Origin of the sequence: Chitinophaga sancti, assembly GCF_034087045.1 — a bacterium.
GTDB classification, from domain to species: domain Bacteria; phylum Bacteroidota; class Bacteroidia; order Chitinophagales; family Chitinophagaceae; genus Chitinophaga; species Chitinophaga sancti_B.
Genome location: NZ_CP139247.1, coordinates 3,466,268 through 3,482,388 on the forward strand (window position 1 = coordinate 3,466,268; position 16,121 = coordinate 3,482,388).

General features: G+C 44.4%; 11 protein-coding genes. All 11 read right to left on the bottom strand.

Annotation, left to right across the window (positions count from 1 at the left end; all coding sequences use genetic code 11):
- Nucleotides 1–153: 153 nt before the first annotated feature.
- The 11 genes from SIO70_RS14430 to SIO70_RS14480 all read right to left on the bottom strand — a co-directional run bounded on the left by SIO70_RS14430 (nt 154) and on the right by SIO70_RS14480 (nt 16,120).
- On the bottom strand, nt 154–1,170 hold the full coding sequence (locus tag SIO70_RS14430; protein WP_320581563.1) for an ABC transporter substrate-binding protein: 1,017 nt from the start codon (nt 1,168–1,170) through the stop codon (nt 154–156).
- 17 nt (nt 1,171–1,187) lie between these two features.
- Complete coding sequence (locus SIO70_RS14435) at nt 1,188–1,907, bottom strand: ABC transporter ATP-binding protein (RefSeq protein ID WP_320581564.1); 720 nt, start codon at nt 1,905–1,907, stop codon at nt 1,188–1,190.
- Nucleotides 1,894–2,652: an ABC transporter permease gene (locus tag SIO70_RS14440; protein WP_320581565.1), complete on the bottom strand. Its 759-nt coding sequence runs from the start codon at nt 2,650–2,652 to the stop codon at nt 1,894–1,896. The genes SIO70_RS14435 and SIO70_RS14440 overlap by 14 nt, the downstream gene beginning before the upstream one ends.
- 82 nt (nt 2,653–2,734) lie before the next feature.
- Nucleotides 2,735–3,109 (bottom strand): nuclear transport factor 2 family protein, encoded by a 375-nt coding sequence (locus SIO70_RS14445; RefSeq protein WP_320581566.1) that lies wholly within the window; start codon nt 3,107–3,109, stop codon nt 2,735–2,737.
- A gap of 87 nt (nt 3,110–3,196) precedes the next feature.
- On the bottom strand, nt 3,197–5,584 hold the full coding sequence (locus SIO70_RS14450; RefSeq protein WP_320581567.1) for an outer membrane beta-barrel family protein: 2,388 nt from the start codon (nt 5,582–5,584) through the stop codon (nt 3,197–3,199).
- Between the two features lie 11 nt (nt 5,585–5,595).
- The gene (locus SIO70_RS14455) at nt 5,596–6,012 is read right to left on the bottom strand and encodes an acyl-CoA thioesterase (RefSeq protein WP_320581568.1); all 417 of its coding nucleotides are present in this window, start codon (nt 6,010–6,012) and stop codon (nt 5,596–5,598) included.
- Entirely contained in the window at nt 5,999–11,434 is a 5,436-nt protein-coding gene (locus tag SIO70_RS14460; RefSeq protein WP_320581569.1) for an SDR family NAD(P)-dependent oxidoreductase, read from the bottom strand. Before SIO70_RS14460 ends, SIO70_RS14455 begins: the two co-directional genes overlap by 14 nt.
- Nucleotides 11,424–12,341, bottom strand: coding sequence for a hypothetical protein (locus SIO70_RS14465; protein ID WP_320581570.1), 918 nt, complete (start codon nt 12,339–12,341; stop codon nt 11,424–11,426). The genes SIO70_RS14460 and SIO70_RS14465 overlap by 11 nt, the downstream gene beginning before the upstream one ends.
- Before the next feature lie 5 nt (nt 12,342–12,346).
- Nucleotides 12,347–14,188, bottom strand: a complete 1,842-nt coding sequence (locus SIO70_RS14470; protein WP_320581571.1) for a VCBS repeat-containing protein — start codon at nt 14,186–14,188, stop codon at nt 12,347–12,349.
- A 1-nt stretch (nt 14,189) separates the two neighbouring features.
- A complete protein-coding gene (locus SIO70_RS14475) occupies nt 14,190–15,125 on the bottom strand; it encodes a DUF1702 family protein (protein ID WP_320581572.1) in 936 nt (311 codons plus the stop codon).
- The gene (locus SIO70_RS14480; RefSeq protein WP_320581573.1) at nt 15,122–16,120 is read right to left on the bottom strand and encodes a DUF1028 domain-containing protein; all 999 of its coding nucleotides are present in this window, start codon (nt 16,118–16,120) and stop codon (nt 15,122–15,124) included. The genes SIO70_RS14475 and SIO70_RS14480 overlap by 4 nt, the downstream gene beginning before the upstream one ends.
- Nucleotide 16,121: the final 1 nt, after the last annotated feature.

Consider the following 16,121-nt stretch of genomic DNA (forward strand, 5'->3'; position numbering starts at 1 on the left):
TCCTGAGGGAAAAAAGGAAACCCGGGAAGAAAGTAGGGAAATCGGTGGTAAAATACATAAAGATCCCTGCCGGTAAGTTAAACCAGGTGTTATTGATTTTGAAAAACTGATGCAATCTGAGTACTGCTTTAACATCAGATCCGGTCAGCCATGTTACTTATTCATCACAATGTTCGCAGGCAAAACATGATCAGGAATAAATTCCGTAGTGAACATTTCTTTAACAGGCAGGTCCTTTTTCAGCAACCCAATTCTTTGGGCTACATTATAAATTTCCTGCAGTTCTTTTTCATCTGGCGTCAGGCGAACATATGATACGCGTCTGGGTGTGGATGTCAAAATATAATTCAGCAGTGAGGAATCCTGCCTATTATATCTTGAAATGATTTTTGCAGCATCGGCACGATGGATCTCCGCCCAGGCCCCTGACTCTGCTATACCCCGCACAAGTTCTTTTACTACTTCTGGTTGATTGTTAATGAGATCTTCATGTACGACCAAGACACATGATATGAAATTAGGCCAGATATCCCTGGCGTAATAGAGCACCTTCCCTATTCCCTCTTTCTCCGCTTTTGCGCAAAAAGGCTCACCTACAAAATATCCGTCTATGGCCTTGGCGGCTAACGCTGTAGGCATATCAGGTGGTGGTAATGGTACAAATTGCAGATCATCTGGTGATAGGCCCTGCTTCTCCAGCAGCTTCAATAATACAAAATGCTGATTGCTGTAAAGACTGGGAATAGCGATCTTTTTTCCTTTGAGATCATGCAGGTTTTTAGCACTGCTATTGATAGGTATTACAAGTTCTGAGCCATCCCGGTGACCGAGGTAGCAGATCTTTACCGGCACGCCGTCTTCTCTGAGTTTCATAGCCAGCGGGGCTAACATAAAGGTAACCTGTAATTTTTTAGATTGTATAGCACTTGCAATGGTAGGGAAGTCGGAGAACTTCTGAGACTTGAAATGAATGGCTGCGCCGGAAGTTTTGGTGGCATAGTCTACCACCGGGCAGGTCAGATGACAGGTAACAGGCAGATAGCCTAACTGTAATTCCTGCGGCAGTTTCTTGGCAGTGCCGGAAGCTGTCTTTTCCAATGGCAGGACACGGAAGCGCAGGATAGCCAGCAGGGCCACTACCAGTCCTATACCCAATAGTATCTTTTTCATAATTTATATTTCAGGGGTTATACAAGAATTTTCTCCATTACATGGGCAGCTACTTCCAGCAGCTCGGGCTGGGTATTATGCCTTGGATGGGCTACATTTACATACATTTCATGACAAACACTGGTAGGGCGGCTTGTCAAAATGATGATCCGGTCCGCAATCTGCACTGCCTCATCAATATCGTGGGTCACCATGACGAGTGTCTTGGGTCGCTTATCCAATAATCGGATAAGTTCCTTCCTGATTTCCATGCGGGACAGATAATCCAGGGAAGAGAAAGGTTCATCCAAGAAAATGATATCTGAAGTACCTGCCAATACCCTGGCAAGTTCCACCCGCTGCTTCATCCCGCCGGACAACTCATGGGGATAATATTTTTCAAAGCCCTTCAGATTGACCAGATTGATCAGGTCCTGTATTTCTGCATCCCGACGTACAATATCTTTCATGTGACGCAGGCCAATACCCACGTTTTCAGCCACCGTCAGCCAGGGAAACAGACCGCCCTGTTGGAAGACCGTACGTACGGAACTAGTAACCTTTACCCGACCGCTGGCAGGTTGCAGATACCCCGTTAACAGGTTGAGCAAAGTCGTTTTTCCACACCCGGAAGGGCCTACAATCACTACCCTTTCCCCACGCCTGACCTCGATAGTGATATTGTCCAGTACTTTCATGTTGCCGTATGTAAAAGAAACCTTCTCCAGTAAAATATGTGCGTGATCATTGTTTACCATAACCCCATTTTAAATTATCAGCTTTTGTAAATCTTTGGAATAATTTGTCGATGCCCATACCGATGGTCCCGATCGTAATCATATAACAGACGGCTGTATCCAGTCGTAAGCCGTTTCTGGCATCCCATATCCCATATCCCAATCCATCCTGACAACCGACCATTTCAGCGGCTACAATGACCACCCAGCTGATACCATAGCAAATTCTCATGGAAGTCAGTAATTGCGGCATAATAGCCGGCAACGTGACCTTAAACAGCAATTCGGTACTGTTAAAGTCATGATCTCTGGCCACGCGGAAATAAATATCAGGGATCGTAGCAACAGCTGATATTACTGATAAGGTAAGCGGGAAAAAAGTGGCCAGGAATATCAGGAAGATAGCTGGCTTGTCACCGATATGGAACCATAATATTGCAAAGGGGATCCATGCCAGTGGAGATAAGGAACGGAAGAAATTGAGTATCGGAAGTATGGCCGTATTCCAGTTTCGGTTCCTTCCCAACCACAACCCGATAGGGATAGCCAGGCATGCTGACGATAAAAATCCGATGGCGACTCTCCATAAAGAGGCAACAATATCATTCAATAAGCGAGCGGAGGAGAGCTCCTCCTGGAAACTTTTCACCACGGACAGGGGAGAGGGGAATGCATATTCAGGGAAGATCTTTAATAAAGAAATCACCTGCCAGCAGACTAAGATAAACAGGATAGCCAGCGGTGCCAGCCAATTTTTATGTATCATATTGCGCGTGTTTTTGGGGCAAGAATTGCCTGGACCGCATTGCTGCGATCTTTTTTCTGTAGATGTCAGGCGGAAATACTATTTATTCTTCACCGAAGTTATCGTAATAGGTATAATCTCCTGAAATTTTGCCGTCCTGGAATGTAAAAATTGTACAGATAGGTAATTCAAACGTGGTACTGTCCGGGGCAGTGCCTTTGGATACAAACTCTACGATGACATGCTGATCACCTGATGGGTACATTTTTACTATCTCATCCCTGACATCCGGGAATGCCTGCTGCAAGCCACTGTACTTTTCAATAACCTGGGCGATGGTCTGTTTCACTAATCCATTTCCTAATGAGGGATCCTTGAATTCAGCTGTGGGCGTGTACATTTCGGCCATCTTCTTCCAGTCGTGGTTGTTAAAATGCTCGAAATACTGTTTTACCAGGGCCTCATTGTCGTTACTCATAGTTGTCGATTTTTGGTTGTTACATGAAATGAATATCCACATTAATAAAAACAATCCTGATACTTTCTTCATATTTAAACAGATGGTTTATTTCATACGTGTTTTTTCGTCATTGCTGATCCATGCGGGCTTCTTCACTTTTACTTTGCCTTTGTTGATGAAGTTATATTTTAACGTCAGTATAAGTTGCCGGTTGTCTGCTTTCTCCTGGTAATTGGATTTCCAGTAGACGCCCTGCAACGTTCCTACATACTTTAAGGTTTTCAGGAAATCGCTCACACTCAGTTTTAGCTCAATCTTATCTTTCAATATAGTCTTTTTGGCGCCGGCTGAAAATGAACAGATTGTTGAAAACTTAAACTGGCCTTGAACGGATGGTGTTATTAATGTATTACTGAATTCCAGTGATAATCCTTTGGGCAAAGCAAAAGAGTGTTGGGTGAACAACTGGAGGGTAACACGTGAGTTGTCCGGATAGCCCAGTACTTTCGCTCCGGTTTCAGCAAATTTCTGGTAAGCTAAATTTACATCAAAATAGCTTTCCCACCACTTTGTAATATCTAATGGTACCGAAATATTCAAATCTATATTAGTAAGGTCCCCGATATTGGCCGGTTTCAGCTTCTGTTCTTTGGTATCTACATTTTGAAATTGTGCGGTAGTAAAGTAATTGGTCGTACGGAATACGGTGAGGGCTGCTGTATACATTTGCTTCCACTGTGCATTCACGGTGATTTTGTTTGTAAATGCCGGTAATAGCGAAGGATTTCCTTCCAATGCCACGTAAGGATTTACATAGTAAACAAAAGGATTGATATCCACATAATTAGGGCGGGCAATTCTTCTAGCATAGGCAGCCCCGACTTCCCAGGTTTTGTTGAGCGGGTAAATTAAAGAAAGACTGGGGAAAAGTCCGGACATATCCCGCGAAACACGAAACTGATTGACCGTTGAATTCCCATTTACCTTGTCATCCTCATATCTCAAACCAGCCTTTATCTCCAGCTTTTTGATATGTGTGTTAACTTCAACATAAGCTGCTATAAGATTTTCCTTATACCTGAAAGCATTTGATTTCAGGCTATCCATTTTAAACTCATTGTTGATATAGTCACTATATTCCACATTGTTCTTTGTAGCCACATGACTGTATTTAAGTCCTGCATCTAACTTTGTCCCTTTTTTCAGATTTACTGCATAATCCAGCTGGGTAGCCCATATCATGATATTCGTAAAAGAATTGTTACGTACCAGCTCCTGCCAGTTATTTCCTTTTGTATATTCATTGTAGTAATCCCCCAGATTATTTTTGTGACTGGACAGGTAATCTGAACTAAATGTAATAGTGTTCGCAGAATCTATACTATTGCGATATACCAGATTCACAGCATTCTGCCCGGAACTATAATGCTCGATAGCAGTAGAGCTGACGTCGGTAATTGTATCATTGGTTTTCAGCCGGATCGCATTGACCTGATCGACTTTTTTGCTGTTATTACTACCACTGTAAAAGAGGCTAATGGATTGCCTGGCTGTAGGTTTTATATCTATGCCCGCTGAATAGTTATGTACCTTATCCGGGATGTTCTCAAAAAATACACTTTGCTCCAGTGAGGAGTTCTGGTAGAATGATAGCTTTTCATGAATGTCACCCAGCGACTCCTTATAATTTACGCTATAGTTGGCATACAATGAATACCATTGCTGTCCTAATGAAAGGTTGACACCAGCATTGTGTTTGGGATAATATTTATCATATCCCAAAGATGACCCTGTTCCTACACTCAGGTTTCCTGCCAGACCGGTAGCGATCTTACTTTTTGTCCTGATATTGATAACTGCCGTACCTTCAGCATCGTACTTTGCGGAAGGATGTGCGATCACCTCTATGCTTTTAACAATATTGACAGGAATTGTCTTCAGGTACTGCATCAGGTCACCTCTTTTCATATATACAGATCTGTCATTGACGGTTACCAGCACTTTCTCCTGACCATTTAACAAGATGTTTTGTTGATTGTCTATAAATATGCCTGGCAAGTTACGAATCAAGGAAATTAAATCTGATTGGGATGAGCTGATAATGCCGTTCTCCACGTTGAATATAAGCCGGTCTTTTTCTTTTACAAACAGTGGTTTGCGTGCATGATGAGCAACTTCAGATAATTGAGCAGAACTTTTTCCCAATAGCACATTGATGCTTACTCCCGGTGTGACAACCATTTCTTTTTTTTCAAAAGAGAGATGGGTGATACGGATAAAATAGTCTTTCTCTTTTAAATCCTTAAATGAAAAAGCACCATTTGTATCTGACACCGCCACAGCAATATAGCTGCTATCTGTCGTTTTCAACAGGGTGATCGTTGCCAGCTCAATGGGACTGCCACTTTCATCCAACACCTTCCCACTCAGGATGGATTGGGCCCTGACTTGTTGTAAAGTTATTAATAGTAAACAGGTAAATATGATTTTCATAGTGCTAATTTTCATTCAGCAAGGGTATAAAATGACAGCTCAGATACAATGTATTCGGGTATATGGGCCGGGTATAAGCGTTCTTCTTTTCTGGTAAAGAAACCTATTTCATGTGTACCCTGCGCGACAATGTTTTCTCCTCTGAAATATTCAAATTTTAGCTTTAGCTTATTTTGAGATATACTGATGAGATACATTGCGATCAGGACCTTGTCGAACGCATGTAACTCTCCCACATAGTTACAGCTACAGCTCAGGGTAACAAGCGCAAGACCGTTCTCCATATCCTGTAGGACCTGTGGTGTTTTTTCCAGCAGAAAATGTTCCCGACAGGTACCCTGCCATTTGACATAATTAGAAAAATAAACGTTCCCGACTACATTTGTTTCTTCAAAGGTGACAGTATGGAAGTATTCAAATCTTTTCACTATAGACGTTTTTATGGATATCACCTAATACTGCTGTGAATACGGCTTTTCCCTCCACCTCCTTTAATTTGAAAGCGATAGACAGGATGGAGGATTGGCCACATTTGTAATAATGTATAGCAGATGATTCTTCTTTTTCAAACAGGATTGTTTCCAGCAGATTAAGCCCCGCTTTCTTAATGCTCTCCATGATTCCCCAGATGCGGGTTCCGGCTACGGAAAGCTCTTCTCCGGTATGGGTACTGACAAACCGGGCCAGCTCATAACGTTCTTTCCCCAGCAATGTTTCTTTAAAAGAAGTTACTTTTTCAAGATCACAACCTATTTTATAATCAGCTTGTAGCTGCAGGGTCAGGTCTTGCAGGTGGGTCCTGGAAACAAAGCTATTTTTGAGAGAGGGCTTGCCATCATAGCGCCGGAGAATGTAGTCCTGTCGACGCCAGTCCGTGCTATCCTGCTGACCGCTGATTTCATCCATACGTCGCTGGGCAATGACTTCAATCAGTACCAAAGGAAGTACAGGATCTTTTTGTGGTGTGAAAGATTGGAAGGTTACCTGGTCCCAATATTCCACGGGCTGCCCCTCTTCATCCAGCAGCAATAGGTCATAAGTGTATAGATTGCCTGATTTTGATATTTCTTTTGCTTCGATGCGGTGAACCGTTTTTGTACTGACCGTATATATTCTTTTCACACCTGTTGGCAATAATCTGTAATCAGGTACACAGGCCTGTATACAATGTAACGCAGCATCTCTTGCTACAGGAGAAGTGGAGAGTATTTCCGGAGAAAGAAACTCGCCAAAGTAGTTGACGTTGGTAGACGGTTGTAAGGTTACCCCGCATTGATAAGGAGATAAAGCATCATAATGATCAATCACCTGGAAAATGCCCCGGTGGAAAAGCAACTGACCATAGAGGTCTTCAGCGACATTCAGATCCGGCATATTACTGTCGGTAAGAATAAATGGCTTGATCGCGGCCGGTTTTACAGTGATATATGTTTCAAAATGATCTTTGCCGTAACCGGTGGCGCTGCTTCTAAGTACAATTTTTATCACATCTGGCGATAAGCGTAAAGCGATCACTCTAATAGTTTGTGTCTCGCCTTCTTCCAATATGATCGGGTAACTGAAACTTGTATCAAGGAAGATATAATTGCTCTCTGCAGGGAAAAAAGCAGCAGCTACCTGCCGCATACACTCCAACCCCATGACGGCAGGAAACACATATCCCCCGTTGAGCATGTGGTCTTTCAGGTACAAATCATTGATAGCAGACAGTTCAAACTCAGTTATTAGTTCAATACCGGGATATAACAGTCGCACATGTCCCAGAAAACGATATAAGGGCAACGTAAGCGGTGGTGTCTTCAGCGTCTCCATTTTACCGTAACGCCCGGAGATAATGAGGTTATGTCCGGAAGGGAAATTTTCCATCCACGACATAAATATATCGACGCCTTTTTCCAGGCTGATTGGTTGAATGCCTTGTTGCATCAGGTTTTCCATCACTCCCAGATGTTCTCCCATACCAGCACCGCTCCACACAGACCATTCCGCATTCAAAGAGAAACATGCTGGATGAGTAGAAGCATAATTAGCAACTTCTTCTCTCAGCCATTCATTGGCCAGTGCATAGTCGGCATTACCATTCATCCCACTTTCTGCTATCACTGATCCAAAAGTGATCAGTAATTTAAGGTCACTGTTTACCAGGTTTCGGAACCCATCTATCTTCACATTAACAGTGGCATGCAAATCATTAGCAGTTAATTTGAACCATGGAGTAGGTATGTTCCTGCCTGCGCCATGTATAACGCCTGTGACCGGGCCCAATCTAACACTAGCTGTCTGTATCACTTTGCTGATCGCTTTTTCGTCGCAGATATCCACACTGTGGTATTCATAAGTGATACCCGCTGCATCAAATCGTTCCAGGCTTTGGCTAAGGCGATCGTCATTGGTTGCACGACCTATCAATAATAACTTTACACCATATTTGGTAGCTAATGATAAAGCACATTCCGCTGTAATACCCTTTGCGCCACCGCTGACTAATATGACATCCTTCTCTGTGAGCGGCACCTGGCCACGGGAAGGATAATTAAATACAGGACAGAACATGGGTGTATAGCGAACACCTTCTATATACTTTACTTCCGTAAAGCCTTTATTGGCATTTACTTCACTGTTGATAAGAGTTGCGTCTGGTACTACATCAGTATTGATAACCACACAGCGTAGTCCTTTTTTATCAAGGAAAAGGCTTTTGACAAATCCGGTTACCAATGGGCGATCCTGTACAATAACCAGCAGATCCTTCTCCTGCAGAGATGTTAAAACGGCTGGCAGCATGTCCAACACATCGCTATGTGAACAACCAATAAGATTTAGGAATATACCATCAGCCGCAGGCTGGGAGTCCACTTTAAGTGGTGTGTTGATATATGATGTATGAAAGAAATGTACCCATGGCTCAATGCCCGGCAACTGATCTGTTCGCGGTGCATCATTCATTTGGGATACAGACAATACAGCTACCACTTCCGCAATACTGGCATTGGCATATTCGGTTGGAATGCCTTGCATGACAATTTTCTGGCTGGAAGCAAATCCAGCAATCAATTGGCCAACCTGTAAGGAATTCAAATGGAGGTCATCCAGAAAGCGGGCATTGATATCAATCTCTGCTACTGGTAATTCCAGCTTTTGTGCGATCAATGCGCTGAAAGATGCCAGTAGTCCGGTATCCTGTTGAGGCGCTTCTACTGGCATATTACCGACAGTGATGGAAGTATCGTCCTCACAGGGATTGGCTATGAACCTGGCCTGCCAGTTGATGTCAAATTGCTTAATTGGCCGGTCTTTGATGAAGATATCAAGCTGTATATCTGTACCGGCAGTCCAGATCAGGCCTGCTGTTTCACACAATCCCTGTGTGGTTTGACCATCCATCGTAATGGCAGCCACAGGTTTCTTCGTAAGATCTCTGGCAATTGGTGTAAGCGTTTTATCTCCTCCTACCTCCACCCATAGATCCACCAAATCATCAGCCTGTTGAAAAGCAGGCATAAATAAAACAGGATTGCTCAGCTGTCGTATCAGGTTTTCTTTCATATCATCTGAGGAGCTGACAGTAGAGATCATCTTCCGGGAAGGCTTTTGCATGGACAGTTCGCTGACCACTTCACGTAAGCGATCTTCTACCTTTTTCATCCTGCTGTTGTGAAATGCATAACGGACAGGTAATAACATCGAAGGGACCTTTTGTGACAGCAGGTAGGCTTTACAGGCATTGATATTATCAGCAGTACCTGATAAGACTGTTTGTGTAGGTGAATTAACAGCTGCAATTTCCACATTCTTCACTGTAATTCGGTCAGCTGGTAGTGGAACTATGAGCATTAAGCCGTCAATACCTGGGGTATCTTGCATGATCTCACCCCGTTTTTGGGCCAGCTGTATAGCTTGTTCTTCACGCAGATAACCACTCCAGTGCAATGCTGATATTTCGCCCAGGCTATGTCCTATGCCCACTTCGGCCTGCACACCTAATTGTTCCAGGATGCGTAATCCAATCATCGATGTACCGACAATGCCAGCCTGGATCATATCCAGCTGCTGACTGTTTTCGTTGCCGGCAGGATAACTTTCAGGTATAGCTATTTGCTTAAAGCGTCCTGCAGTAGCAAATCGTTTACTTCCCTGACCGGGGAATAAAAACCCGATACGGGATTTAGTGGTGCCTGCATTGTAGTAAAATCCCTTATTTTCTATAAAATCATGCCCCTGCGTTATGAGGTGTATCAATTTGCCGAGTTTCATCGAGAGTTCTGCCGGCGAAGCAGCTACTACCGCTGCTCTGAATGAAGCAGGTTGTAATTGTTTCATCAGGTGCGTACTCAGGTCACCCAGTTCTGCAAAAGACAACGCCCCAACATAAGTGTTGACCATATCCAGTTGCGCCAGCAGTAACTCCGGAGTGGTGGCTGCAAACAGGAATAGCTCGGTGTCCGGGGCAGCAGGAATCGCTACACGAACCGGCATTGTGGGCTGATATTCTTCTATAGTGATATGTGTATTGATACCACCAAACCCCATTGCACTCACACTTGCTCTCATCGCTTCCTTCTCCGCATAAGGGATGGCTTTAAATGGAAGGTTCAGGGCTGTGCCATCCAGTAAGTTATTTTTATTCCGGCAACCGGTCACCGGGGGGATGATCCGGTTTTTAACGACATTTATGATTTTAATAAACCCGGCAATACCTGCAGCAGCTTTTGTATGTCCTATATTACCTTTTACAGAACCGATATAATGCGCGGAAGTTGTGTTTCTAATTTTGCCAAGCAGGGTCTGTAATTCAACCTGGTCACCGACTAGCGTACCTGTTCCATGTCCTTCAAAATAAGCGACTTTATCCGGCTGATAACCTGCCTTGGCGTAAGCTCTTTCCATGGCCAGCGTCTGACCATTGACAGAAGGGCGTGTCAAACCTCCCTGTCCATCAGAAGAAATTCCATATCCTTTGATAAGACCGTGGACCTTTAAATTATTGGAAATCGCAAAAGACAGCGTGGAAAGGACCACAAAACCACATCCTTCACCCGGCCAGAAGCCATTGGCATCTTTATCATAGATCAGCATCTCCTTCGAGGCAAGAGCACCAGCTCTTGAAAAGCCTACCAGCTCAAAAGGATCCAGGCTCAGGTCTACGCCTCCGGCAATACAGACTTCATTATCTCCTGCGGCAATATGCCGGCAGGCATCTATCACCGCCAGCAAAGAAGAGCTGCAGGCTCCATCGACTGTATAACCACCACCATGAAAATCGTAGTAATTACATATTCTCCCCGCGATGGTATTGGATAAACCGCCCGCCAACGAATCTTCGAACATTCTGGGGAAAGCAGACTTATAATCTGCCTCCATATCCTGCATAAAGGTCGCCAGCATATCCGGGTTCAGATCCAGTTTATGCAGGTTGGCCATGAGCTTTCGTTGTACATAAGGCCAGCGTAAACGCATTGTATTCGCTCTGGAAAATTCCCCTGTCAGCGTATTCCCTACATACACGCCTACCTGGTCTTTCGGGAGCTGGTTATTTTGCAATAAACCCGCATCCTCCATAGCTTCAGAGGCTACATCCAGGGCCAACCAATGGGTAAGGTCTGTGCCCCGGAACACTTCTCCTGATATATTATATTTCTTCCTGTCAAAGGCATAATTACTCAATACGGCTGCCATAACAGTACGTATTTTATCATCATCCTTATCTGAAAAATACGCGGCGTTCAATCTCACATCCGGAATTTTCCGGAAGGCTCTTCGTTGCGCCAGGATATTTCCCCAAAACTCCTGGTAGCTATTTGCATCAGGATATTTACAGGCCATTCCGATAATCGCTATTTCATTTTTCATATGTTAACCCGCTTGAAGAAATATTTAACCGGGGCGATAATGCGTATTTAGCAGCGCCTACCTTTGGAATACTGAGCAGTATGCCTCTCAGGATACATACAATAAACAACGCAAAGAACAACCCGAATACCACATGGAAAATCATCAGCAAACCATACACCATGGCTACAGAAAATGCATACAGCATTTGTTCGATAATACCGGAAGGGGTAGTGGCAGGATCAGAGATCATATAAAATGTGAATAACAGAAACGCCACACCTGTACACGGTAGTAAAGCAGCTGTCAGTGATACATCAAAGAAGATGCTTCTTAGCACGGCCTGTGCCACAAAGCCTGTGAGCCAGGCAAGGATCAGTGGTATTCTGCCGGTGAATTTGAAATTCAGGAATGTTCCAGCTGTCACCAGAATAGCAGGAATGATCCAATCTCCCCAGCCAGTCACATTTTCCGTGAACATATATGGGGGTGAAATGCCGACCCATGAAAACATGATCAATGTCAGTGCAATGCCTGTATTGGAAGGATTAAGGAAATGTCTTGATTTGCCATTGATGATGATCCTGAAAATCACTTTTGAACTAATAGCTGCTGCAGATGCAAATACTATCGGTGATAAATCGCTGTTGGCAAATAACAACATAGAAGTGGCCATCCCTGTAATATGTGCTGGCAACAGGAAGTTGACAAGATTTTTCCAGCTACCGCTAAAACGGGGGGGCTTATGATTAGCGGTTGCAAAAAGGTATTCATACAACAATTCCAGTGAATAGGTGGTCGCTAATGCTGCCAGCGGATATGCCCATGATTGTTCAAAACCAAGGAAGAAATGTCCGGCAATGTTGAGTACAGTGATAGCTAGTGCAAATCTTCTTAACGCGGGAAGCGGGTTATACACTTTTTCCATGTAGATTAGTTTGATAGGGTGATCGTATTCCAGCCTTCTTTAGCGGCAAATACCTGCTGTTGGCTTTTTCCACTATTGTCCAGGTATTTTATTTCGAGATGCATATGCTTTGTGGTGGCATTCTTCAGGCCAAAGAAGATATCAGTTGTGTTTCTGCCTGAATGACCATTGCCACCATCGACAAAGCTGGTTTGCTTTAACTGGGTGCCTTCATATAAGCGGACAATGGCGCCAATAGCGGGTCTTAAACAGGAATCATTTACCGGTAGCAAAACCCTTAAGCCGATAAAGCCATTCTTACCTTTGTAGTTGTTCTGGTAGTAATAGGAAGTCTCCCATTGGTTGGCGACTACAAAGTCCAGGTCTCCATCATAATCCAGGTCACCCACTGAGATGCCACGGGAAATCTGTGTATCATCCATACCCAGTTCAGCAGCGAGATCATAGAATTGACCGGATACGGACCTGACAAAAAAAGGATGGTGATAATGCCCGGACAGGTCATCTCCCAGTATGAAATTGGGCCATGAAGCCGGGTAGGCCAGCAGATCGTCATTACCTAAAGCCAGCTCCTGCAGCTCCGGCCAGCGATCGGCAGTACCTTTCATAAAACCGGTTGCCTGAATGGCTTCGTTGACACCATCATTGTTGAAATCTCCCAATTTCGAATCCCATCCCCAGGAACTTCTTGATAAACCCAGTTCTTCACTTTGGTTGACGAAGGGTGCAATACCTCTGTTGAATTTGTCTATCTCACCAGTGTTGATGAAAGCAAAATGCGATTCTTCCAGTGCATATTCAGCGGCAATATTGCTGACGTAGATATCCAGTAAGCCATCGCTGTTGATATCGCCTATTCCGGCGCCCATTCCTTTATATGAGTCCTTGCCTAAAACGCTGGAAGCAGTTGTAGTCAGTTTACGTTCACCGTACAGTAGCTTAAATTTTAACCGGCCGGGAACCGACTGGTTAAGCAGGAATTTATCCGGCCCAAAGTCATTGGCCAGGTATAGTTCGGGTAGCATGTCACCATTAAGGTCTACAGCAGCAACAGCCAGTGTCCAGTCTTCCGGGTTTTTGATACCATCAGACCATGTTTTATCTTCAGTAAAGACAGCGTTTTGCAGTTCAACACCTTTACACAGGAAGAAGTGATTTTTTCCGCCATTTGCTGCTCTCGACATGGAGTGCTGCATGGTCTGGTCCTGGTCAGGTGCTACATTGTCCAGTACACGGGAGCCATCAGGGAAGTAGTTGGTGATGAGGATATCCACTTTGCCATCGCCGTCAAAATCAGCGAGTGTAGCTGCATTGGAGAACCATCTTTCACCGCTTGTCACCAGTTCAGTCTCTTTGAAGCCAATGCTGTCGGCGTAGAAAATAACAGGCGTTCTGCCCCAGTAATAGACGAGTATATCGGTTTTGCCATCAGCATTGAAATCATAAGTGAGGGAGCCCATTGGGGCCATAGTAGCTGAGTCATAAGGCAGGAGCTTTACATCCAGTCTTACAGGTGGCTCCCTTTTTTTGATAGAAGAGATGAGCACTGCATCAAACCGGGGGTCTACGTGTATGATATCATCACTGCGGCCATCATTGTCAAGATCGGCAATCGTCACCGCAGCACCTACGGAAGAGATCCATGCGGCTATATTTTTATATTGCGGGTGTACATTCCGGATTAATTTCGGTGTTCCTTCTGTCACAGGCAGGTCCATTCTCGAAAAGGAGAAATCAGTGGCCAGCGTTGCTCTTTCTGCTGGTGTAAGCTGCGCTTTTCTGGCAAAAATGAAACATACACATACGACGATGACGGCCAGTGCTTTGATCAGGTAATTGTTAATCATATTAAGCGATTAGGGTCTTTGAGTATAATTCTTCAGCGATCATTTTTCTCCAGGAGTAGTATTGCGTAAAAGCATCCTGTTGCGCATCCACTTTCAGAAGTGCCCGGTCGGTTATTTCGGCTACAGAGGACAGGCTATAACCAGTGATAGCGGCAATGGCGTTATTAGTATCTGCGGTGACCGTTTCAGCCCTTTCCCTGGCTTTGGCTGCAAATGCTACACCCTGTAAAAGGAAGGGCAGATGGGGGCCCGTATGGCCTTTTAAGCGCTGTAATTCGGTTGGTTGAGCACCGCCGGCATATACAGCAGCCAGTCCAACACCAGCCCACAGATCGGCATGATAATGGGTAGGGAATGCATAGAGCGTTTTTGCCACGTTATCCACCTCTGTACCGCAGATGAACCAAAGAGCACGCCCTACACCCTGATAAAAAACATGTGTGGCAGCCTGGGAGAGTTTAGGCAATATTTGCTGCCGGATTATTTTTTCAGTTTTAAAATAGGCTTCGTGGAATCCATATCCATCGATGATCAGCCATCTTAATAGGGGATCATAACGGGATAATATGTTTTCTACATGAAAAGGCAGTCTGGCATAAGCCCATCCTATACCAACATGCAGCATATATATATGATGGTTGCCTTTACCACTGAGAAAATCAGGAATGCACTTGTTCTGTTTGGCCTTAAAAGCATCTTTCACAGCCATGCCCATAGCAGCACCTTCATAGGAAAAACCTCTGAACAGGTTTGTCTTCTGGTCCAGCGATCGGCATAACACGGCCTGGTCATCAATATCCAGGCAATGATGGTAACCATCCAGGAAAGCAATACCTATATTTTCCAGTAAGCTGGCAGCATGGGCATCCTTTACAAAAAATCCTCTCTTTTGCAGGGAGGCTTCTTCGTAGGATACCTTGAACAGGTTGTAGATCATAATTTTTCAATTCTTTTTAACAGCTCATATGGTACATTCAGTACGCCTGCGTTTACAATACGGGGCAGCATTTTAATTTTCCAGACGGGGTCCTGGCGGAACACTGTTTTGAACACATCGAGGGCACGATCATCCATTCCTTTATTAGCAAGTTCTACTGCATACCAGAACTTCATCTCGCTATTACCGGGATTTAATTTTTCAGCCTTATTGAAGGCTTCATCAGCAGCGTCGGGATCGTTTTTTTCCAGGTAGTAGTATCCCAAATTCACAGCATCGTAGGCTGTTTTAATGGTATAGATCCTTTTCAGTTCTTTGATAGGATCGGGGTTATCTTCCACCCTGATATCAACTTTACGGTCTAACCATATTTTTCCGGTAGGCTTCTTTCTTACAACGAGCAGGCATGCTGATTGCTTTCCCCGGATATCACCACCGGCGTCTTGAGCGGCCTCCAAAGCAGCGATCATTCTAGCGGCCAGCGGGCCATCCGTTTGTTCATAAGCAGCAGCCATCATTTTCCACACGTCTTTACTTTCAGCGGTATTTGCCTGAACGGAGTAAAACCTACCCTGCTGATGACCGGCTTCCGCTACGCACATTTTACCAGTATTGACAGCGATATTGCCATTGGTATCGAGAATAGCCAACTGTCTTATATCTCTGGCAGGATCTGCCTGCAACAGTTTGTGCAATACACTGTCTGGCGATATACCCTTTTTCAGCAAGGCCAGGCCATTAGGTCCAAAGCCAATATTCACCACAGCCTGCGTAGCGATAATACCGGCCCCGGCTTCTCCCCATGCTACTGTAGTACCTACAGAGAACCAGTGGGACTGAACGGCTATACCCATATCTCCTGTTTCCGGATCAAATGCTACAATCGAGAATGTATGCGCAAAAGGTTCTTCATTAATGTATTGTCCATGCATCCATTGAGGATGTATGAGCAGGTACATACAGATGAACAACACATGGAATCTGAATTTCACCATA

Coding starts and splice junctions, on each gene's coding strand:
- SIO70_RS14475 (WP_320581572.1), bottom strand. CDS start 15,125: ATGATCTACAACCTGTTCAAGGTATCCTACGAAGAAGCCTCCCTGCAA.
- SIO70_RS14480 (WP_320581573.1), bottom strand. CDS start 16,120: ATGGTGAAATTCAGATTCCATGTGTTGTTCATCTGTATGTACCTGCTC.
- SIO70_RS14465 (WP_320581570.1), bottom strand. CDS start 12,341: ATGGAAAAAGTGTATAACCCGCTTCCCGCGTTAAGAAGATTTGCACTA.
- SIO70_RS14450 (WP_320581567.1), bottom strand. CDS start 5,584: ATGAAAATCATATTTACCTGTTTACTATTAATAACTTTACAACAAGTC.
- SIO70_RS14430 (WP_320581563.1), bottom strand. CDS start 1,170: ATGAAAAAGATACTATTGGGTATAGGACTGGTAGTGGCCCTGCTGGCT.
- SIO70_RS14470 (WP_320581571.1), bottom strand. CDS start 14,188: ATGATTAACAATTACCTGATCAAAGCACTGGCCGTCATCGTCGTATGT.
- SIO70_RS14440 (WP_320581565.1), bottom strand. CDS start 2,652: ATGATACATAAAAATTGGCTGGCACCGCTGGCTATCCTGTTTATCTTA.
- SIO70_RS14435 (WP_320581564.1), bottom strand. CDS start 1,907: ATGGTAAACAATGATCACGCACATATTTTACTGGAGAAGGTTTCTTTT.
- SIO70_RS14460 (WP_320581569.1), bottom strand. CDS start 11,434: ATGAAAAATGAAATAGCGATTATCGGAATGGCCTGTAAATATCCTGAT.
- SIO70_RS14445 (WP_320581566.1), bottom strand. CDS start 3,109: ATGAGTAACGACAATGAGGCCCTGGTAAAACAGTATTTCGAGCATTTT.